Annotated in this window: 11 protein-coding genes and 3 pseudogenes; 10 read left to right on the top strand and 4 right to left on the bottom strand. The window is 48.3% G+C overall.

What is annotated here, in order from left to right; all coding sequences use genetic code 11:
* Positions 1-202 (bottom strand): annotated as a pseudogene (locus NDA06_RS12850) (IS982 family transposase); the annotation flags it as partial.
* A gap of 33 nt (positions 203-235) precedes the next feature.
* Here NDA06_RS12850 and NDA06_RS12845 point away from each other — a divergent pair.
* Together NDA06_RS12845 and NDA06_RS12840 are read left to right on the top strand one after the other, a co-directional pair.
* Positions 236-817, top strand: a complete 582-nt coding sequence (locus NDA06_RS12845; protein WP_348251744.1) for an ISAs1 family transposase — start codon at positions 236-238, stop codon at positions 815-817.
* Positions 808-1350: an ISAs1 family transposase gene (locus tag NDA06_RS12840; RefSeq protein WP_348231746.1), complete on the top strand. Its 543-nt coding sequence runs from the start codon at positions 808-810 to the stop codon at positions 1348-1350. The genes NDA06_RS12845 and NDA06_RS12840 overlap by 10 nt, the downstream gene beginning before the upstream one ends.
* A gap of 10 nt (positions 1351-1360) precedes the next feature.
* Here the strand turns inward: NDA06_RS12840 and NDA06_RS12835 are convergent.
* The 3 genes and pseudogenes from NDA06_RS12835 to NDA06_RS12825 form a co-directional block, all read right to left on the bottom strand.
* Positions 1361-1759, bottom strand: a pseudogene (locus NDA06_RS12835) (IS982 family transposase); the annotation flags it as partial.
* Positions 1760-1980: 221 nt separating this feature from the next.
* On the bottom strand, positions 1981-2412 hold the full coding sequence (locus NDA06_RS12830; RefSeq protein ID WP_348251743.1) for a transposase: 432 nt from the start codon (positions 2410-2412) through the stop codon (positions 1981-1983).
* Positions 2366-2956: a hypothetical protein gene (locus NDA06_RS12825; protein ID WP_348251742.1), complete on the bottom strand. Its 591-nt coding sequence runs from the start codon at positions 2954-2956 to the stop codon at positions 2366-2368. The genes NDA06_RS12830 and NDA06_RS12825 overlap by 47 nt, the downstream gene beginning before the upstream one ends.
* Here NDA06_RS12825 and NDA06_RS12820 point away from each other — a divergent pair.
* The 8 genes and pseudogenes from NDA06_RS12820 to NDA06_RS12785 all read left to right on the top strand — a co-directional run bounded on the left by NDA06_RS12820 (position 2955) and on the right by NDA06_RS12785 (position 23237).
* Positions 2955-4221 (top strand): annotated as a pseudogene (locus tag NDA06_RS12820) (IS701 family transposase). The gene NDA06_RS12825 and the pseudogene NDA06_RS12820 sit on opposite strands and share 2 nt — an antisense overlap.
* Positions 4222-4498: 277 nt before the next feature.
* The gene (locus NDA06_RS12815) at positions 4499-5422 is read left to right on the top strand and encodes an isopeptide-forming domain-containing fimbrial protein (RefSeq protein ID WP_190985879.1); all 924 of its coding nucleotides are present in this window, start codon (positions 4499-4501) and stop codon (positions 5420-5422) included.
* Positions 5422-9450, top strand: coding sequence for a hypothetical protein (locus NDA06_RS12810; RefSeq protein WP_190985880.1), 4029 nt, complete (start codon positions 5422-5424; stop codon positions 9448-9450). Before NDA06_RS12815 ends, NDA06_RS12810 begins: the two co-directional genes overlap by 1 nt.
* Positions 9451-9540: 90 nt before the next feature.
* Positions 9541-11649: an OmpA family protein gene (locus tag NDA06_RS12805; RefSeq protein WP_190985881.1), complete on the top strand. Its 2109-nt coding sequence runs from the start codon at positions 9541-9543 to the stop codon at positions 11647-11649.
* 105 nt (positions 11650-11754) lie between these two features.
* A complete protein-coding gene (locus NDA06_RS12800; protein ID WP_190985882.1) occupies positions 11755-14829 on the top strand; it encodes a DUF11 domain-containing protein in 3075 nt (1024 codons plus the stop codon).
* 176 nt (positions 14830-15005) lie between these two features.
* Positions 15006-19982, top strand: a complete 4977-nt coding sequence (locus tag NDA06_RS12795; RefSeq protein WP_190985883.1) for an SdrD B-like domain-containing protein — start codon at positions 15006-15008, stop codon at positions 19980-19982.
* Positions 19983-20077: 95 nt separating this feature from the next.
* Complete coding sequence (locus NDA06_RS12790; protein WP_190985884.1) at positions 20078-20701, top strand: pseudouridine synthase; 624 nt, start codon at positions 20078-20080, stop codon at positions 20699-20701.
* A gap of 223 nt (positions 20702-20924) precedes the next feature.
* Positions 20925-23237: a serine/threonine phosphatase gene (locus NDA06_RS12785; protein ID WP_190985885.1), complete on the top strand. Its 2313-nt coding sequence runs from the start codon at positions 20925-20927 to the stop codon at positions 23235-23237.
* The last annotated feature ends 21 nt before the right edge of the window (positions 23238-23258 follow it).

The raw sequence follows: 23258 nt of genomic DNA, 5'->3' as shown, positions 1-23258 counted from the left end.
GTAAGCCACCAATGGCAGGCACCAAACCAGCGAGTGTTTCTTGTTCGCTGCCATTGGCTGGGGTCAGGCTAAATCCAGTAATTACTCCGGTTGCACTGATGAGTAAATGACCATGAAAGCCATAGTAAGTCTGCTGTTTTGCCGCACAGTAGCCGTAAGCCGCTTCTCCCTTAAAGCTTCGACACCGGTAGGGTGGTTTCATACAAACAGAGAAAAATGAGAATAATGCTTGAAGGTGATTGAAAATCAACCAATGATTCGGATGAATATCATTGAACAATTACAGCAAATCCCAGACTATCGTCATATCCGAGGCCGGAGACATCCATTGTGGTTAGTGTTGTTACTCATCCTACTGGGAGCGATGACGGGATATAGGGGCTACCGACCATTAGAAGATTTCACACGGGTACATCGGCAGAGCTTGATTGAACTGTTAGATTTACCGCCAACCGTCCACTTTCCTTCCTACTCTACATTCCGACGAGTGCTGCGGACGCTGGATTTTCAGCCGTTGACCGACTTGTTTAATGTCTGGGCAGCAGAATTTGTGCCCTGCGCTCCGGCAGAGCGACTAGCCATCGATGGCAAAAGTATTCGTTGTACATTAACCGACTATAGTCAGTCATATCAAAACTTTGTCAGCATCGTGTCGGTGTTCAGCCATCAACGGGGTGTTGTGCTGCGGATGCAACCGCTGCACAACAAAGAAAATAGCGAGCTAACGGTGGTGCAGCAGTTGGTGTCCGCCTTTACTGGTGATGCGGTGATGTTTACCCTAGATGCTTTGCACTGCCAAAAAAAACAGTGGCACTGATTCGGGAAAGTGGCAATGACTACTTGATTGGTTTGAAGGAAAATCAGCCCACACTCTGCAAAACAGCCGAGATACAACAACACACCTCACCGCCCCTGAGTCAGGCCACAGTTGTAGATCATACTCACGCTCGCTATGTCAAGCGCCATGTTCAGGTGTTCCCAGCTCCACCAAAGCTGCAACGGCAATGGGCTGGACTCACTAGCTTCGTGAGCGTCGAACGTTCCGGTCAACGGGATGGTCAGCCGTTTATCGAGACTCAGTATTACATCAGCAGTCAGTCTCAAAGTGCGAGTGAGTTTCTCCGCGCCACTCAGGGACACTGGGGGATTGAAAACCGGCTGCATTGGGTCAAGGATGTTACCTTCGCTGAGGACTTTCCATTACGACGGGGCGGTATTGCTCCGGTCAATTGGGCAATATTACACAACTTTTTTATCACTATTGCCAGATATCTTGGTTTCCGCACTATCCCACAGGCACAACGGGCTTTAGCTAACCAACTCCAGAAAGTTTTTTCTTTTTTCGTATGAAACCACCCTGCTTAAAGCTTCGACACCGGGGGGCACGAGCAAAGCCGCACAGCGCAATCGGGATACCATCGACTAAATGCACCGAGTCATCAAATGCTCCCAACCGCCTTGCCAAGTGTTGCTGAACTCGCTCCTTGTATTGCCACAGATTCGCGGACTGCCGCACGAACGCACAACGAGTACCCAACTGGGGAAACAGCCCTAACCAATGCTGACGGAAGTATTGCCAGATCCCCTGGTCATCATCAATCCCCTGATACTCTGCCACGATTTCCATCGCCATGACCTCGCTATCGGCTAGGGCTGGCGCGAACCCTCTTGCCCGAATCGCTTGTCCGCCTGTGATCTCCTTGAGCAAGTCGTCCACACAGCAAAAAACCGCAATGATAAACTCTTCTATAGAAAACATTCGTCCCACTCCAGCTAGTTGAGTTGTACTTCTAGCATTGTCGGGTGGGACTTTCCTATTCAAAACTTAATTGCACATCGCGTAATTGTAACTGGGCGCGATCGCTCAATCCCCACCTAGAATGCTAATTATTTGTGTTTTTTTCCAGTACGAAAAAGTAGTGATAGGGGTTTAAAGGAGCGATAAATTCCCTCTTAATAGTAAGAGACGCTTAATGTGAATTATGAGGAACAAGCACCAGCTTGACGAAAAGTTAACACATCAATGGCAAAGCGCCGTTTGAGTAACAATCGTAAGGTATGACTTGCCAATTTAGCGGCAATGTGAACACAAAAGCCAGCAATGGTTTTGTTCAAGAGGCGTTCCGGATTGCGCCCGGTATTTTGAATTTCATGAAATACCCCTTCAATGCGTTGGCGGACTCGGCAGATGAAACGATTCAGGCAAGTGGGATGCTGCTGTTTCTGATTCTGGCGTTGTAGAGTCCATACTTGATTGCCCGTGTGCTGGTACAGTTGATGCTGCCAATCGGCATCGATAAAGCCTTTATCGCCGTAGATGGTGCAACCGCGAATCGAGTCAAATAAAGACTCAACAGCAACCCGTTCATCGGGGGAAGGCAGGAACCAAATCGTAGGCAATTGGGATGCCATTCCAGGTAGTGAGCAAGGTCAATTTGTACCCAAAGTAGTACATTTGCCGTGCTGCACAATAGCCAGGAGCTGCATTGCCGGAAAAGTTACTTCTGGTTTTGTCACGCTTGAGTCCCAAGACAGGCAGTGGCTTGGTGTCTATCAACAGGTGAGTTTCACCCACTCCGCCCAACTCCACCACCCAACTGCGTCGCAACTGTTCTAGCATCCCATCAAGTTGTCTTAAGCGGCGGTTAAACTGGCTCTGGTCTAACAGATGGGGAAACCAACTGGCGTAATTGGCACGGATGAAACCGAGGAATTGCGTTTCTCCCGGAAATGGCAAATAGTCCATCAACAAGGCTAGGGTCAGCATCTCGCTGTCACTAAACCGAGGACGCACACCCGGATGAGCCATCTGAAGTGGTGCAATCTGCCGTTGATACCAATCGTCAACTAATACGAAAACGACAATCATCAAGTTAGCGGTATTTAAACAAAAATTTAGAAACAATAAAGGTATAATCCAGACATGGCAAGTATTCCACGTTAAAGATTGAGCCATGAAAGAGACAACTCCTGCCGCCATGCCTGCTTGTTTTGAGAGATGGTGTAAACGCTTTGATGATATCTGGACGCATCAAGCCCAAAAACGGGAATTTAAGAACTATATAGGCGGATTATTGGGGGAAAGTGAACGAAAAAACCTGTCTCAAATGGCGGATAACGCGGTGGGAGTGACTTACCATCGATTACATCATTTTTTGACGGAAGCGCCCTGGTCATCCCAAGAGGTAAACGAGCGCCGATTGCTGGTGATGAATCAGTGCAGCCAAACCCGAATCAGTAGAGGATGCACGTTAATCGTTGATGACTCCGGGCATAGAAAAAGCGGCAATTTCACAGCCGGAGTGGGACGGCAGTACATTGGAGAAATAGGGAAAACCGATAACGGGATAGTAGTGGTAACGACTCATCTATAATGATGGCAAAAAAAGCCTACCGCTAGATATAGAGTTATATCAACACGCCAGTTCTTTACCTCAAGGAAGAAAAGACCTTGAATTCAAGAAAAAGCCAGAATTAGCCTTAACTTTAATTGACCGCAGTTTATCGAGAGGATATCGACCTGGTATTGTGCTGATTGATGCGGGCTATGGAAATAACACAACGTTTCTGCTGGAACTAGAAAAAAGGAGACTAAAGTATCTAGGGGGATTAGCCAAAAATCGCAAAGTGATAACTCAAATAGAGTCAAATAAACTCCAAGAGATTCGCCTAGATCAGTTAGGTCAATTCATGCCAGTTGAGGACTTTACTCCTGTTCAACTCAATAAGGATAAACAAAAGACCGTTTGGGTGGCAACGGTTGAAGTTGAACTCGATAAGCTAGAAGGAACGAGAACAATTGCTATCGTCATGAATGCCTCAACCTTCGACTCTTCTAGTGATGTTGATTATTTTATTACCAATGTTGCCTCAAATATAGCCACGCCGGATTGGATAGTTGCTACCTATGCTCAAAGGAATTGGGTGGAAGTATTTTATCGGGAAGCTAAAGGCTGGTTAGGGCTATCTGAATATCAAGTCAGAGATTATAGAAGCCTGCTGAGACATTTCATTTTGGTGTTTTGTGCCTATACATTTATTTTATGGCACACCAAGACTGGAGGATTAAGAAGGCGTTGGGCATTGAAACCTTTAAACACCTTTACTGAAGCATTAGAAGCGTTTCGGACAGCCATGTCTTTCCGTTTTGTGCAGTGGCTGAATCAAAATTGGGACGTATTCTCAGCTTATAAAGAGGCTTTGGGCTTTATTTGGGCTTAAAATCTGTCTAAGTCCCGTTAATTTCATCTACCAAAAGTTATAAAAAACTATTAAGGCTAAAAAGGAAACTCTTCCTCTAGCAATATTCCTTAGAAAATTCTCTTGCGGAAGCGACTCAGATACAGGTATTGTCGTAGATCGTAGAAACCTGGTAGTGTAAGTTTCACCTAATCAGGGTCTATACCCCTCAGGGAGCATCAGGGAGTCTACCACCACAATTTCTTTATCTCTTTAACAGTCCAGCGATGGGGTGTTTTGTTTAGTTAATCTCTGAAGAATGAAATCCCTGCAACCTCTGTTGGGGCGTACCTACCTGCGTCTAACAGCTATCCTAACGTGTTCGTTTGCTTTTGCTTTTCAGTCGTTGCCCGTTAGCGCAATAGACATCTTGAATACCGCCTCTGCTGCGGGTGACAATCTCCCCCCAGAAGGCGTAAAATCCAATGAAACTTCAGTCACAGCAGGTCAAGCGGCTCTAGAACTGATCAAAACAGGCGATCGCGCCGCAGCAGAACCGGGCGACACGGTTGTTTATCGCTTGGCGTTGAAAAATACCGGCACAGCCACTGCCAGCAATATCAGCATTACAGACACCCTACCTGTGGGCTTACGGTATGTGCCGGAGTCCTTGCAAGCCTCGCTGACCACTGGCTCCAGTACTGCCCAAATCACTATACAACCCGCTACTACGTCCAACCGGACAGTTACCTTTAATTTTCTTAAACTTGAGCCGAACCAAACCCTGAACGTGGTTTATGCCGCCGTGGTAACGCCAGACGCTATTCGCGGTAACGGGAGAAATCAGGCACAAGAAACGAGGAGCAACATTGCCAGCCATCAGTTGCGGATTAGACCCGGCATTTTGTCAGACTGCGGCACCCTGATTGGGCGAGTATTTGTTGATAAAAACTTTGATGGCGAACAGCAGCCAGGAGAGCCAGGGGTGCCCAACGCCGTGATTTTTATGGATGACGGCAACCGCATCACGACCGATGCCAACGGTTTATTCTCACTTGCCAATGTTATCTCTGGCTACCGCACCGGCACGCTGGATTTAACCAGTCTACCGGGCTACACTCTGGCTCCCAACCAAAAATTTATTGAGCGCAATAGTCAGTCCCGCCTGGTGCAACTCGAACCGGGAGGATTAGTACGGATGAATTTCGGGGTGACACCTGCCTATCGGGAGGGCAAGCAGTGATGAACCAGGCAAAAGGCAAAAAGCAGCCGCCAAAAGATGGGATTTTGACGTATTTCTCGTTCTTTTTACTGTTTACTTTTTATTTCTTACTTCCTCGCTCCGCGAAAGCAAATGAACTGTCTGCACTACCTCAAGGTGGACTCGCAGAAGATTCCGAGTTTGCAATAAAAAATTCCACGACGCTCCCTGCAATCGAGGAGGCGACTGCCCTAGAGACGAATTCTAAATTCGCTGTCCCAGATTCCGCAGAAATTCTAGATTTAGCTCAAAATACTATACCGACGGATTCACCCCTCCCTTCAGTAGAGACGGTAACGGTAGAGGAATCGGCAAAACCAGCAACAGCAGCGCCCAGCCTCGTAGCGCCTGAAAATACCGCACCGACGGCTTCACCCCTTCCCGAACTTCGAGAAGAGGTTGGGACAGCGCCTGAGAACTCGACAACGATCGTACCAACTGCCACCGAGCTGAGACAGTCGATCCCTCAAACAAATGCCCAGCAACCTGCTAAGCCAAACTCAGATGCGATTCTGGCACCCACCGAAGTTCGGATTCTGACCCCTAAAAGTGGAGTCTTGGGAGAGTCGTCTACTAACCTCGTTGTCCAGTACCACACCCAAGCTCAGGTACAAGTCAGCGTCAACAAAAAACCACTGGATGCCAAAACATCCACCCAGATAGAGCGAGACGAAGTCCAAAACATTATCACTCAGGTTTGGTACAACGTCCCTCTAGAGAAAGGCGAGAACACAATTACAGTGCAAGCGAATAACGGCACCTCGGCAAGTGTCAAGCTAACTGTAAAAAGGACAACTGCCCAAACCTTAGAAATTGCTCCCGTGAGCGATGCTCGGATTCCCGCTGATGGGCGATCGCTATTGCCCCTAGCAGGGAGAATCACTAATGAGAATGGGCAATTAATCCGCGAAGATACAGTTGTCACTTTAACGACCAGCGCCGGTAAGTTTGTCGGTGCTGACGAGGACAAAGATCGAGCCGGATTTCAGGTGATTGCCAGAGAAGGACAATTTACCGCCCAACTGCAATCAGGTTTGGAAGCGCAGAAAGTCCGCATTCGAGCCGCTACAGAGGGGAATCGGTTAGAGGGGATTCGGGTTGGGAAAGACGCTCATCCTACCCCCATTAACCAGTCCCCAAACGCTAATCCCCTATCTCCCAATCTCCAGCAATATCCAACCCCCTCGAATACCCAATACCCGCCAGTACCCCCGACTGATAACCCCGTCGCTTATACCCAAGATGAAATATCTGCTAATACCCTTTCCGCTAACACCCTAGAAACTTATACGCAGGTAGAATTTATCACTAATCTGCGTCCTTCCTTGGTTTCGGGCGTGGTGAATCTGCGAATTGGCCCTAAAGGAACAAACTTCTGGGGACCGCGCCGAGAGTTTCTGAATCCGGATACCATCGACGATGGCACCAATATCGATTTGAGTGCTGCTGTTTTCGCCACAGGTAAAGTGGGGGAATGGCTGCTCACCGGCGCATATAATAGCGCTCGTCCGCTCAACCAAACTTGCGATGGCATCACCACCCTGTTCCGGGGGCCGCAATTCTGCGAGCAACAATATCCCGTCTATGGCGATAGCTCCACCGTTGATTATCTAACCCCCTCAAAAGATAGCCTGTATTTCCGTCTGGAACGCACTTCCCCAGTTTTTGGTGCCGAACCAGACTATGTAATGTGGGGAGATTACAACACCACAGAATTCGCCCGCGCCTCCCAGCTATTTAGCGCTACGTCTCGCCAGCTACACGGGTTCAAAGGCAACTATAACCTGGGCAATCTGCAAATCACTGCCCTCTATAGCCCGGATGTCGAAGGATTCCAGCGAGATACCGTTGCTCCCAATGGCACCAGCGGCTATTATTTTCTATCTCGTCGTCTGCTTGTCCCTGGTAGTGAAAGTGTTTTCCTAGAAACAGAAGAAATTAATCGTCCGGGAACGGTGACATCGCGCAAACCCCTGGTTCGTGGGCCTGACTACGAAATTGACTACGACCGGGGGACGCTGCTATTCCGTCGTCCCATCTTTGCCACGCGATTTGACCCGTTTGGCGTGACTCAGGTGCAGCGAATTGTCGTCACTTACCAGCATGAAGGGGTTGATAGCGAAGAGACAAATATTTATGCGGGACGAGCGCAGTATAACTTCTCACAGGACTTGAATCGCCAAGCTTGGGTGGGAGGTAGCTATTTTCGGCAAGATGAGGGATTGCAGGATTTTGAGCTATTGGGTGCGGATTTCCTGTTCCCTTTAGGGAATAGTGGTCAAATTGTTGGGGAATATGCCCGCTCAGCTCATAATTCTCCTTTTAACGGAGATATGAACGGCAATGCTTATCGACTAGAAGCGTATGGTGCGATCGCTAAAAGCATCCTCGCCCGCGCTTATTACCGTTCTGTCGAGGAAAATTTCTCCAATAATGCGACAACCAGTTTTACCCCCGGTCAAACGAGATACGGCGCAAATATTGCCGCCCAACTTAGCCAAACCACTTCGCTGACTGCTAGCTACGACCACGAGGTAAATTTCGGTACGGCACCCTTAGAACGGGTTGAATTCTTTGATATTTTTAACCCTCAACCTCAACCGACACCCGGTGAAAAAGTCGATAATTCTCTAACCACGGTTCGCGCCGGAATTCTGCAAAAGTTTGGGGCTTCAGACCTCAGCTTAGAATACGTCAATCGCTCCCGCGACGACCGTATCGGCGACACCTTCGACAGCAACGCCAGCCAAATAGTCTCTCGCCTCAACGTTGCTTTAAATGATGCCCTAACCTTTCGGGCACAAAATGAACTGAACTTGGGAAACGGCAGCGATGCCCTTTATCCCGACCGTACTACCTTTGGGCTGGATTGGGCAGTGATGGAAGGAGTAGCTTTGCGACTCGCCCACCAATTTGTAGACACTAGAGTCTTTGGTCGCAATTCCATCACCAGCCTGGACACACTGGTAGAACAAAAACTCGGCGAAAACACCTCCATTACAGGTCGCTACTCGATTATCAGCGGCTTCAACACCATCACTGGGCAAGGGGCGGTCGGGTTAAACCACCGCTGGGTTGTTGCCCCCGGATTGCGAGTCCATCTGGGTTACGAGCATATCTTCAGCGACTTGTTTAGCCGCACCGCCGCCGGACCGCGATTTGAACAGCCCTACGCGACTGGGCAAGGTGCCTCCGCCTTAGGACTCAGCGGCGGCGACGCTTACAGTGTTGGGGTGGAATATACCGACAATCCCAATTTCCAAGCATCCGCCCGATTCGAGCATCGTACCGGCTCTGGCGGCAGTAACACTGTGATTTCTGGCGCTGCTGCCGGTAAACTCTCTCCCTCCTTGACTGCCTTGGTGCGCTATCAACAAGCAAGTGCTTCTAACCAGTTGTTATACGCCTTGGGAGACACCATGAATGTCAAGCTGGGCATGGCTTACCGCAATCCCAATTCTGACAAGTGGAATGGTTTGTTGAGTTATGAATATCGCCGCAACCCCTCCACAATCCCAGAGACATTGCTACTAGGGAGTGGCACGGGTTACAGAGATCACATCATTGCTGCTGAGGCGATTTATGCTCCTTCCTGGCGGTGGGAATTTTATGGCAAATATGCCATGCGAAACAGCACTACCGATTTAGCCAATAACTTCAGCAACTCTTCGACTGTGTTTCTGGCACAGTTCCGGACGATGTACCGGCTGGGATATCGCTGGGATGTGGCGGGGGAAGCTCGTTGGATTGGACAACCCGATACGAATTTTAATGAAACCGGCTTTGCGCTAGAGGCAGGTTATTATGTGACGCCAGACTTGCGAGCTTCTCTGGGATATAGCTTTGGCAGTGTAGATGACCGCGATTTTAGCGGTTATCGGTCGGAAGGTGGTGTTTATTTTGGCTTAACGCTGAAGGTAAATGAATTACTCGGCGGCTTCGGGCGACAAAAAGTATCACCGCCACAGCAGCAAGAGTCCCAGGTGCAACCAGTCGCGGTAGAGAGGTAATGGGGAATGAGAAAGGGGTAATTGGTAATGGGTAATCGGTAAAGAATAACCAATTATCAATCGCTGATCGCTAATCACGAATGACTACAAATGAACGCTAAAAAGTTTCTCTTACCTTTTGTTTTTTTACTGTTGCCTGTTTCTGCAACTGCTCAGACAGAAAATTTAAAAGTTGTTGTTAATAGCAATCAGGATGGAGCCGTTAATCCAGATGATGCCTTAACGCTGCGGGAAGCGATTGAGATTGTTAATGGGACATTATCTTTAGATCGTCTTAGTAGTGCCGAACAAAGCCTGGTTTCAAGTAATGTTGGCACGACGCTGATTGCTTTTAATTTGCCGTCAGCAGATACCACCATCCGCCTCGTTGAGGTGTTGCCACCATTAGCTCGTCCGGGATTAATCGTCGATGGTACAACTCAACCAGAGTATGAACCCGAAGGGACTGCAACTGCCGAAATTGCAATTCCGATTCCGGTAGTCGCGATCGCTCCCGCCGCCAATCGAGAAGTCTTCCGTGGCTTAACAGTTGTTGCGGATGGAGTGACAATTCGAGGATTAAGCCTCTATGGTTTTACCTCTCGCCATCGGGCCACGGCTACCTTGCCACCCGCAGATATTTTTATCGATAATCCTCAATCTGCTGCGATTAAGGGAGCCGCAAATGGTCAAAAGTTAATGGAGAATCGGGAAGGCGAACCATCACCAATTTCCAATTCCCCCAAAAATGTAGTAATTGAAAACAACTGGTTAGGGATTTTGCCCGATCAAAGTATGCCGCAGCAAACTTCGGCATTTGGGGTATTTGTCTTTAACAGCTTAGGAACAACGATTCAACGCAACCGAATTGCCAACCACGATGGTAGCGGGATTATTACCTCTGTCCAAGCTGAGAATTTGCAGGTGACAGAAAACATTATTGTTGGCAACGGGATTGCGGGAATGCCCGATGCGATTCGCTTAGAAGGAAGGATTAATAACACGCAGGTTAGCGCTAATTTGATTTGCGGCAACGATGGTAGTGGTGTCTTTTTATTTAAACCCCAAGGCGCGGCGCAGATTAACAATAACCAAATTATTTATAACGGTCGTCGCTTGCGTCGGGCAGCCGTTTACTTAATGGGGAACGATCATCAGGTGAGCGAGAACCAAATCGGTCATCAAACCGGACCGGGTGTCGTGGTTGCATCTTATCCCAAGAGCGATCGCAATCTCATTCAATCCAATCGTTACTTCGATTTAGCCGGTTTGAGCATCGACTTAATCGCGCAACAGAACACGGGTGTCCAAGATTACCAACGCGGAGATGGCCCCAATCCACCCCGGAATTCGCCCAATCGTCGCTTGGATACAGCTAACTCAGCGATTAATGCCCCCCAATTCATTAGCCGCGAATTTTTTGTACTAGGTAATAAAACTAATCTGTCTGGAACTGCCGATCCGGGTTCTCAGGTGACAATTTATCGAGTCGAGGAGAATAGCGAGACGCCCTATGCCTCCTTAAGAGAACCGCTGACAACGGGTGCAGCAGATGACGAGGGAAAATTTAGCCTCACACTCGATAATTTACAACCCGGAGATAGAGTTAGCGCGATCGCTACTATCCCAAAATACGGTACCTCTGAACCCGCTGCCAATGCTGAAATTGTGTCACCGTCACCAGTCGGCGACCAGGTGAACCTCTCTTCTACCACCAACTTTACCAGCACGAATATATTGCGAAGCAGACTGCGGACAATTCCTCAATGTACCACCGCACCCGCTCCGCCAGTGGTACAAGTGCCACCGGAAGAACCACCGCCAGAACCCATCCGCATCCAGGTACCCACCAACGTCCACTTTGCCCTCGACAAAGCAACGATTACTCCAGAAAGTGCCAGAGTTCTGGATCGAATTGCCGAAGTTTTACAAGCAAATTCCCCGATTGTGATTGAGCTTCGAGGTCACACCGACCCTCGTGCTAGCGATGCTTATAATCTTGACTTGTCAAATCGGCGAGCGATCGCAGTGAGAAATTATTTATTGCGTCAAGGCATTGCCCCAGAACGCATGACAATTCGTGCCTTGGGTGAATCTCAACTGCGAGTAACTGGAAGAAACCGTCTAGATTATGCCCGGAATCGTCGGGTCGAATTTATCTTCCAAGATGCCAGAGGCATCGAGCTATTTGTCCAAGAAGAAGATTTGCAGTTGGAGTAGGAAAAAGGCTCTAATGCTCTCATGTAAAGAAAAAATAATTCTTGATGAGAGCCTTTTACTTTTTGATGATATTGCCAGACGAAGTGTGAGGAAACTGTTAGTTTAATGTTGAAATTTTACCTGTATTCCCCAACAAATCAAACTCCCCTTAGCCGCTGGAGCCGTTTTTGCGGCAGCCTTGCCCTTGCCATTTGTGCTATTAGTGCTGCCAGTAAAGTTGCATATGCTGAAGGCAGCCGGGAACTGACCAATAACCCAGGCAATCGCCCATTTTTAGAATATCGAAACGCCCCCTTTGAGACTACTGATATACCGCGTCGAACCAGAATTCGGGTTTTCGCGAAGGCAGGAGAAACAATCTACCTTGGTTCCAGTGCCGTCGGTGTTGGAGATGGCGAGATCCAATATAGACCGCCTAATAGCAATGCTTTTACTTCTTGTGGTGCAGGTATCGGTAAGATCGAAAACCGAGCGCAAGAGGAAGCAGGCCCTCTACCTGTCAATCCCCAAGGCTACAGCCCCTGCACAATTACGGCAATCCAAACTTCATCTGCTGGAGATGGCATTTGGGAAATCGACTTTGTCAGCCCAGATCCTCAAAGCGATAACAATCCGTACGAAAATAGCGCCAATGCGCCTCAAATACAAAACAGCTATAGCTGGACAGCAACAGATCAGCTGAATGATGTTCCTTGGGTTTTAGCTTGGGATGTCACAGTCGCCAACGGAAATCAACCTATCCCCGGTCGAGCCTATGCAAATTATTTTTCTCTCAACTTGGGAGCCAATGGGCGAAGTCTCCGTTCCAAAGCCTTTGTTTTGACTGATGAAGGCTATCAGTACCAAATCGATTTAAATGGTCTCGATCCCTTTGGATTTATCTTTTTTGCCAATAACAAAGGTTTTACGGCAAATCCAAACGGCGGTCCGATTTACCAATCTGTTCCGCTTATAGGAAGTAACGTATATAACCCGGATCAGCCAGATTTCGGGACGGATGTCACCTATAAAATCTTCTTTAATCAACCCAGTTCTACCCTGCCGCTGCAAGCACCCATAACTCCAGCCAGTGGTGGTCAGACATGGCTACTGACACCAGCCGTGGCACCCCCTACTCCCACTGATTTTAAATTTACAGGCACAGAGGGAACTAACGGTCAGGCGGGTACAACTACTCCATTGGGAGGAAATTTTAGCTTTAACACCCCGGCATCGGGCAGCTACCAGATTATTCTTGATCTCAACCAAGACAAAAAATACGGTACTGGAAACGATCGCATACTAGTAGGAACCGCAGATGTTGGGATCAACACTGTACCTTGGGATGGCTTAGATGCGAATGGAGCGACTATCCCTCCTAGTAATATCGCTTACGGTGCCCAAATCGTACTTAGTGCCGGTGAAATTCATTTTCCATTTCTAGATCCTGAAAGCAACCCGAATGGCTTGAAAATCCTGCGGCTTAATAATCCCACTCCGGCAAGTAATCCGGCACCGCCTCCTGATAGGGTCTACTATAATGACGCTCCTTTAGTAGAAAACCCGCCTCCCCCAGAAGCACCTAACCCTCTGAGCGCCCTAGCAGGGATTTCCAGCAGCAATGGTGCCCATGCATTTCAAGGGGTTGGTAAGGAAGGTTTTGGTAATAACAGAGGTATTGATACTTGGACATACTACCCATCTACACTCACCAATCTTGAGCAAGGCATCACCATATCCGAAGCCGATTTGCAGATTCAAAAAACGCTGGTGACGAGTCCAGTGGTTGCAGGCAGTCCTGTTACCTACACCCTCACCGTTACCAACAACGGCCCCTCTAACGTGACTGGAGCAACGGTAACAGATAACGTTCCGGAGCAAATCACTGGAGTTACTTGGACTTGCGCCATTACAACCGGAACTGGTAGTTGCGGACAACCTAGCAGTACGGGAAATGCTATCAACACAACAGTAAATCTAAATAGCGGAGCTGTTGCTACCTATACCGTTACAGGTGCCATCTCTCCCATAACTCCATCTGGAGAATTAAGCAACACAGCAACGGTCACGCGACCGAAGGATGTAACCGACCCCAATCCTAACAACAACACATCAAGCACTACGACTACTATTCAACCGAACCCAGTTACGCCCACTGGCATCAAGTCAGTTCGTCTAGTCACGGACGCAGATGCTAGCAGCTCTGTGACGACTGGAGATACTATTGAATTCACAATTATTTATGTCAATAACTCCGCGACCCCTGTCACTAACTTCCTAGCGACCGACAGCATTGATGCCACTAAGTTGAGTTTTGTTGCCGGCAGTTATAGCTTTACAGCCTCTGGTACTGGAACAACAGTGACACAGAATCCCAACTACAACGGGACAACTGACCCGAACCTTACCAATCCGACAGCTTTGGGCACATTAAGTGGAAATGGGGGTCGGGTAGTCATCAAGTTCCAGGCAATTATTACAGCGGCTGCTGGCGTGCAGATTAGCAACCAAGCTGTTGCTACATCAACAGGTGGCACCGTTAACTCGTCGGTTACAGATGCCATTCAAGGGAATGGCGACTTGCCTCAAATTGTAGATGACGGAATTAATCAAGGAAACCTTCCAAATACTGGGGATGATGACCCGACTGTGATAACGGTCGCTTCACCTGGGAATGGAAATCTGCGTTTGGTGAAGCGAATTACATCTGTGACTAGAAATGGTGCGCCGCTGAGTGGGATTAACTTCAATAGTTTTGTAGATGACCCAAATAGCGACAATGACAATGCATCTGGCTGGTCGCAACTGTCGCCTATAGGAGTTTCCACCATAGCGGCTGAAACAGCTTTGAGAAGCGGCGACGAAGTCGAATACACCATTTATTTTCTCTCTGATGGTACTGCTCCAACTAACAATGTCAGATTCTGCGATCCGATTCCAACAGGAACAACCTTTGTTGCTGACAGTTTTGGTTCGGGTGCGGGGATTTCGGTGAATCGCTCTGGAACAATTGCCACCCGAACGAATGCTTCAGATGCAGATGAAGGGACATTTCTCTCGCCACTTGCTCCTTTACCTGCGGGTAATGGTTGTCCTAATCAAAATAATGCTGATGGGGCAGTAATTGTGAATCTGGGTAATATTTCTAATGCAACGGGTAGTAATTACGGTTTTACCCGCTTTCGCGTCAAAATAAACTGAACAAAGTTGTATATTTCTGATTTTAGAGGGTAAATTGAATAAAAAAATTCGATTTTAAAGCTAAAATTAAACATTAAAAATTCTTAGGGGCTATATTATTCCAGGGTTTTGCAACACCGAGATTTTATTGCCCGCTGCCTTCGACAACATTATTTGTTACAGCTTTAAAATTACTCATGCAACTACGATTCAGGCAGCCTTTGCAATTGTCATCCAATTCTTATTGCCCTCTACAGAATTTTAAGCTTTGGCTAGTTGGTGGCACAGCAACTATTGCAGCCTTAATTGGAAATCCCAGCGTCACTTCGGCTCAAACTACCTTTCCATCTGTGCCAGGACTAAACTTTCAAACAAGTGGGCGACAACGCTGCGCTAATGTTGGTGACTGGTATACCACAAATGGTTTAACTCCCTGTTCGCCTACCAGTGCCACTCCAACCACCAGTACCGATAAAATTCATCGCATCAGCGTAAGCATTACTCCAGCAATGATTGCTGCGGGAGGGGGAAGCGTTACTATTACGGTCGAGGATGCAGAGAGTAATGGAGCATTAGATGAGGTTAATGATGCTGATATAGGAACCCTTATTTGTCCACCGACTGGAGCTACCACTTGCGACCCGACTCGCTTTCAATTACGGGATGCCACTGGAAACCTTCTTCAGAGTCAAGTAATTGGAACGAATACTGGCACAAATGCTGCCAATAATACATCTGTTGTTTTTACCGTCAACCAACCTGATACATACCAAGTCACGAGTGAGACAGGAGCAGAACCAATCTTTGGTAATAATGCAACTAACCTCAATGACGATGACAATACTTTTAAAGTAATTGTTTCTCAGAGTGGTGGATTAGTTGGTAACTTCCAAGGTACTGTTCAGCAAAACACTGAAGATAACCTGACAATCCCGTTCTATTTTCTACTCGGTCCTACTAGTAATGGTACGAGTAATTTATTCTTGCGAAATTTTGACCTAGATAATGGTGGAACCGTAACTTATATTCGTCCCAACGGCTCTTCAATACAAGGCACAGGATCAGGTAATGCTGTTTGGAATGGTGGACTCAACAATCTGAACAATGGAGGCGACAACTTAACTGCAACGAATACCAAGTTAGCTACGGGTGGTGATGCTGGAATATGGAGGTTGAGAATTAACAATTTCACTCCTGACAATCAAATTCTTATTGAGTCAAATGCAGATGGAAGCCGCTTACCTTTGTTTGACCAGCTTCCTACCACAGCAGGTAACTTCACGATTACGCCAAGCGATACGCTTTCAACTACACTTCTTACCCCTATAGATCACCCATTTACTGTCAAAAATAACTTTTTTACAAATGACATTATCAACCTGACAGCTACAGGAACCAATGCGAATTATACGGTGCAATTGTTGGATGCTTCGGGTAAGGCTTTACCAGATACTGATAGCAATGGAGTTCCTGACACGGGAATTTTAACTCCAGGGCAAACTGGGAACTTTATTTTGCGCGTGACTCCAAATGCTGGGGCAACTACTGCTGACACTACGCAGATAAATGCAGTTTCCTTCATGGATAACAAGGTCGATCCAGCGAATAACACTACGCAATTTGTTAATAAAACTACTACCATCACTCCAAGCAGCACTGGCTCGATTGGCGACTTAGTTTTCAATGACCTGAATGCAAACGGAACTCAAGACTCTGGAGAACCTGGTTTAGCAAATGTCACTATTACTCTAAGAGATGCCAACGGCAACGTTATTGCCACTACTACAACAGATGCCAACGGCAACTACAGCTTTCCCAATCTGCCAGCAGGCGGCTACACGGTCACAGCCACCAACCCAGCAGGCTTTAACATCACTACAGGTAGCAACCAAGTCCCTGTTAATCTGGCAGCGGGACAGACGGTTAACAATGTGGATTTTGGCTATAGCCAGCCGTCAGGGGGTACGATTGGCGATCGCGTCTTCAACGATCTGGACAGCGATGGCACTCAAGATCCTAACGAACCTGGAATGAGCGGCGTTACCGTTACACTAAAAGATGCCAACGGCAACGTCATTGCCACCGCTACAACGGACGCCAACGGCAATTACAGCTTTACCAATCTCCCTGCTGGCAGTTACACGGTGGATGCGACCGATCCGGCTGGATTTACCCTGACTACGGGCAACGACCCCTTTTCTGTTAATCTGGCAGCGGGTCAAACTGTGAATAATGTGGACTTTGGCTACCGTCAGCCGGGGGGGAAGATTGGTGACTTAGTCTTCAATGATACTAACGGGAATGGCACTCAAGACCCTGGAGAACCCGGTTTAGCCGGTGTCACGGTTACTCTCACAGGCCCAAGCGGCACCTTAACCACGACGACGGACGCCAATGGCAACTACAACTTTAGCAATTTGCCAGCAGGTAGCTACAGCATCACAGTTACCGATCCAACTGGCTTCACCCTGACTACTAGCAACGAACCCTTCAACGTTAACCTCGCTCAAGGTCAGACCATCAGCAACGTGGATTTTGGCTTCCGCCAGACAGGCTCAATTGGCGACTTAGTCTTCAATGATACTAACGGGAATGGCATTCAAGACCCTGGCGAACCCGGTTTAGCAAATATTACCGTTACCCTGAAAAATGCCAATGGTACGGCGATCGCCACAACAACAACGAACGCTAATGGCAACTACACGTTTACCAATCTGCCAGCAGGCAGCTACACGGTGGAAGCGACCGATCCGACAGGCTTCACCCTGACCACGAACAACGATCCATTCTCGGTTAACTTGGGAGCGGGTCAAACTGTCAATAACGTGGACTTCGGCTATCGTCAGACCAACGCCTCCATCGGCAACTCAGTGTTTAATGACTTGAACAATAACGGCATTCAAGACCCTGGCGAACCAGGCATCGGCGGCGTCACCGTTACTTTAACAGGCCCAGGCGGCACCACCGTTACCACGACGACTGATCCTAACGGGAACTATATCTTCAGCAATCTGCCAGCAGGCAACTATACCGTTGCCGTCAACAATCCTCCCCCTGGATTCAATCCAACTGCCACTCCTGCCGCCATCAATCTAGAAACGGGTCAAAACGTCACCAACGCCGATTTTGGTTTCCGCCAACCACAGGGAACGATTGGCGATCGCGTCTTTAATGACACCAACGGTAACGGCATTCAGGATGCTGGAGAACCGGGCATCAGCGGCGTTACCGTCACTTTAACAGGCCCAAACGGCACCGTCACTACGACGACGGATGCTAATGGTAACTACAACTTCAGTAATCTGCCAGCAGGCAACTATACCGTTGCTGTCAACACCCCCCCAACTGGCTTTACTGCCACTGCCACTCCTTCTGCCATCACTCTGGCAACGGGTCAAAACGTTGACAACGCCGACTTTGGCTTCCGCCAGCCGAACAATTCTATCGCTAGTCTTGTCTACAACGACTTGAACGGCAACGGCATTCAGGATGCTGGCGAGAAAGGCATTAGTGGTGTCACCGTTACTTTGAAAGATGCCAACGGTAACGTCATTGCCACCACTACAACAGATGCCAACGGCAATTACATCTTCAATAATCTGCCAAATGGCACCTACATTGTCGATGTCACCGACCCGACCGGCTTTAAGCTAACAACTAACAACGATTTACTTTCCGTTACCATCTCACCTAATAATCCAAACTTCTCTAATGCCAACTTTGGCTTCCTTGCGGGAGGTACGATTGGCGATCGCGTCTTTAACGACACTAACGGCAACGGCATTCAGGATGAGGGTGAACCAGGAATTAGCGGTGTCGCCGTTACACTAAAAAATGCCAACGGTGCTGTCATTGCCACCACCACCACGGACGCTAACAGCAACTACAATTTCAGCGGTCTACCACTCGGCAACTACATCGTCGAAGTCGCCGATCCGGCTGGATTTACGCTGACGACTAACAACGACTCTTCCCCGGTCAGCCTTACAGCCGCAGCACCAATTGTCAATAACGTGGACTTTGGCTTCCGCCAGGCCAATGGTTCTATTGGCGACCTAGTGTTTAATGACTTGGATGGTAATGGTACTAAAGACCCGGATGAACCAGGAATCAGCGGCGTTACCGTCACGCTGAGAGATGCCAACGGCAACATCATTGCTACCACCACCACGGATGCTAACGGCAACTACAGCTTCACCAATCTACCAGTCGGCAACTACATTATCGATGTCACAGATCCGGCTGGCTTTACGCTGACGACTAGCAACGACTCAATTCCTGTAACCTTCACTCCTGGTAAAGCCGTCACCAATATCGACTTTGGCTTCCGCAAGCCGGGTGCTTCTTTTGGCAATCGCGTCTTTAACGATACTAACGGCAACGGCACTCAAGACGCTGGTGAAACCGGGATTGGTGGTGTTACTCTCACGCTAAAAGATGCCAACGGCAACATTATTGCCACCACCATCACGGACGCCAATGGAAACTACGTCTTCAGCGGTCTTGCCGCAGGCACTTATACGGTAGAAGTCAGCAATCCCCCTGGTTTGACCCTAACCACTAACAATGCCTCATTCCGCGTTACTGTCACCGCCAATCAGACGGTCACTAACGCCGATTTTGGCTTCCGGCAGGCTACACTCGGTGCTGGAAATTTACGTTTGGTGAAACGAATTACCAATGCAACGAGAAATGGCGTTCCGATTAGCGGAATTAATTTCAGCAGCTTTGTAAATGATCCAAATGACCAAAATGATGATGTTCCGGGCTTTGCTCAACTGTCCCCAGTAGGAGTTGTCAAAGTACCATCAGAGAATGCTTTGACTAGCGGCGATGAAGTTGAATACACCATCTACTTCCTATCGGATGGTGGTAGCCCAGTCAATAACGTTAGATTCTGCGACGCGATTCCATCCGGGACTACGTTTATTAGCAATAATTTTGGGTCAGGTAGCGGGATTTCGCTGAATCGCGCGGGAACAGTTACTAACCAAACAAATGCTTCAGATACAGATGCTGGGACATTTTTCTCTCCGTTGGCTCCATTATCTGCGGGAAATGCTTGCTCTAACCAAACGAATCCCGATGGGGCAGTTATCCTAAATTTAGGCACTGTTTCCAATACGACTGGTAGTAACTTTGGTTTTGTCCGTTTCCGCGTCAAAATCAACTAATGATTTATTAGTCATTAGTCATTAGTTATTAGTTCCATGTCAGTTGCTGCGTCGGCAGATTCCAAGTTTTAAGCTAATGACAAATAACTAAACTAATGACTGATGACTGTGACAAGCGATATCTAATTTTTTACAAGCCTTATGGCGTCTTAACTCAGTTTACGGACAACACTCCAACTGAACAGAAACGCAGCACGCTGAAAGATTACATTCTCGTCCCCTCGGTTTATCCAGTCGGTCGTTTGGATTGGGATAGTGAAGGATTGTTGCTGTTGACGAATGACGGGCAAATGCAGCATCGCTTGAGCAATCCTCGATTTGGGCATCCCCGGACTTACTGGGTGCAGGTGGAACGTATTCCGGATGAAGAGGCGCTGAGACATTTGCGCGAAGGCTTAGTCATTCAAGATTACCGAACGCGAAAGGCATTGGTGCAGTTGTTACCCGATGAACCACAACTACCGCCTCGCGATCCACCGATTCGCTTTCGCAAGAATGTGCCGACAGCATGGGTGGCGATGACTTTGACGGAGGGACGGAACCGACAAGTACGACGGATGACCGCAGCGGTAGGGTTTCCAACGCTGCGGCTCGTACGAGTTGCGATCGCTCACTTGTCTCTTGTGGGACTGGAACCCGGACAGTGGCGCGATCTAACTTCAATTGAGTTAGAACTATTAAAGAAGCTGTGTCAAACTGATGCTAGCCGCATACAGTAGTGACGAGTCGCGATCGTTATCCACTGAGCGATCGCGTAATGTAGACGTAGCACGAATCATTGAGGGTGCAAGACGTGCGTATGGCATCCCCGTCTGCTAACGCTGACCTTAAGACTTCTACCCGTTGAAGTTGGAAGCTTCGATTGTGACGTGGCAAACTAGATCGCAGTTACTTTGTCTCCCTTAAGTTAAAACACCACACGGGAATCGAGGAAGTTCCGCCATGCTTGTCTGTCCCCAGTGTCAGTTTGAAAATCCAAATACCAACAAGTTTTGTCAAAAATGTGGAACTTCCCTAACCCACAAAGTTTGCCCTGAATGCACAACTCAAGTGCCATTTAATCTCGTAGAGTGTCCCAAATGTGGTGCCACGACGGGAACGGTGTGGTGGGCAATTCTCTCGAAAGATTTAAACTCGCAAGTCGCCGCAGCCGCCACTCCCATGCTTGGGCAGGAAGCGGCAACATCTGATTCTCGCGAAAATATGGAAGTTGCAGAGAGCGCCCCGACTGCTGAAACAACACCGCCGTCACCGGCTGCGGCTTCAGACGCAGCTACAATGCCAGCAGACCTTACAGTTGAAGTTGACCTGGACGGGGCAACTGTACCCTTGCCAAACGCTTCAGGGGCCGGGGAGTTGCAGGCAACCTCTTCACTAGAGGAAAACACTTTGTCAGCAAATTCTTCAGCTTCTACAATGTCACCCTCCGCATCTGTTTCATCAACAGATGCTCAGACTCCAATGGCGGAGAACGAATTAACTGCCTCAAGTTCGGCTGCGGACACTTCCACACAAACAACCCCTGAAAATAGCAGTAGCGGGGAGACTCAATTAACGCCACAGGTTGTATATTTAGACCCTCAACAGCGTTATCAATTGCTAGACTCCCTACCGACCAATTCGGACAGCGCTGAGGTGATGGTGAGAGTTTTGGATTGCCAGCCGTTCCAAAAAGCTCCGCTGACCGCCATTATGGAGCAGCTACAAGGTGCTGAAGCAGCGAATGCTGCAAGTAACTCAGAATCGATGTCTTCTGCGGCGGAATCGGTCAAAAACCGTAATTTTATTGACCAGACGCTGAATGTAAATTCTTTAGCCGCCAAAAGTATTCCCAATATTGCACAAGCATATTTGGATTTACAGAATAAGTTGTCCCCGACCCTGCCAGCGATTCACGATGCATGGCAGCAGGACAGAACTTCCGTTGTACTGCTAGAAGACCGTTCCCAGTGGCCTCTCCTGAATGACTTGGACAATGATGCTCAAATTCCGCTGTTGCAGATTTTGTACTGGCTAGATGAAATGACGAAATTGTGGGTAGCACTAGAACCCTGGCAAATGCGTCAGAGTCTGCTGGAGCTATCAAATCTGCGCGTAGATGAAGATCAGACACTGTGCCTGCAACGCTTGTATAAAGAGCCAGCCAACGCAACCCTGTCACTCGAAAATTTGGGGCAAGTGTGGCAAAAATTATTTGAACTATCAGGGCGATCGCAATTAGATTCTCTGGATCAACTTTTGGTTAACCTACAAAGCGGTAAAATTCAAACCCCCTTAGAGCTGAGAGCGCAGCTACAAGCGATCGCTCAAGAACAAGAAGATTCTCAAACCTCAAAAACTCGGATTCAGCCGCCCCTGACCTCAGAAGATCGCGTTCCTGACACCAGCGAGGGCGATGATATGCCCACCATCATCCTGCCGATGCAGTTGCTCAGTCTCGACGATGCGGGTACTACGGATATCGGGCGGCAACGCGAACACAATGAAGACAACTTCGGCATCAACACAGAAGTTAAAAAGCAGGAAACTCCACTAGGTCGAACCGTCCAAGCGCGGGGGCTGTATATTCTCTGCGACGGCATGGGAGGACACGCTGGGGGCGAAGTGGCAAGTGTGATGGCGGTGGACACCGTTAGGCGCTATTTCCAAGACAATTGGCAAAACCGTTTACCAACAGAAGACCGCATTCGAGAGGCAGTGCTTTTAGCCAATAAAGCGATTTTTGATATCAACCAACAGCAAGAACGCTCTGGCTCTGGACGAATGGGGACGACCCTTGTCATGGTTTTGATTGAGGATACGAAGGTAGCGATCGCTCATGTTGGGGATAGCCGCCTGTACCGTCTCAGCCGCAAACGCGGTTTAGAACAAATTACAATCGACCACGAAGTGGGTCAACGGGAAATCCAGCGCGGGGTAGATCCTGCCATCGCCTACGATCGACCTGATGCTTACCAGCTGACCCAAGCTTTGGGACCGCGAGACGAAAATTTTGTCCGTCCTGATGTCCAATTTTTGGAACTCAATGAAGATACTTTATTGCTTCTGTGTTCCGATGGTTTATCAGACAACGACCTCATAGAAACTCACTGGCAAACTCACCTTTTGCCTCTCTTAAGTTCTAGAGCCAACCTAGATCAGGGTCTTTTGCAACTCATTGACCTCGCCAATCAGCACAACGGTCACGATAACATCACAGCGGTGGTTATCCGAGCGAAAGTGCGACCAAACCTGGATCAACATCAGATGTTTTAAAAGTTTTGAATTTTGAGTTTT

It is taken from the genome of Trichocoleus sp. ST-U1 (assembly GCF_039961835.1).
GTDB lineage: Bacteria > Cyanobacteriota > Cyanobacteriia > Cyanobacteriales > FACHB-T130 > FACHB-T130.
This window is presented reverse-complemented; position numbering and strand designations above follow the sequence as displayed.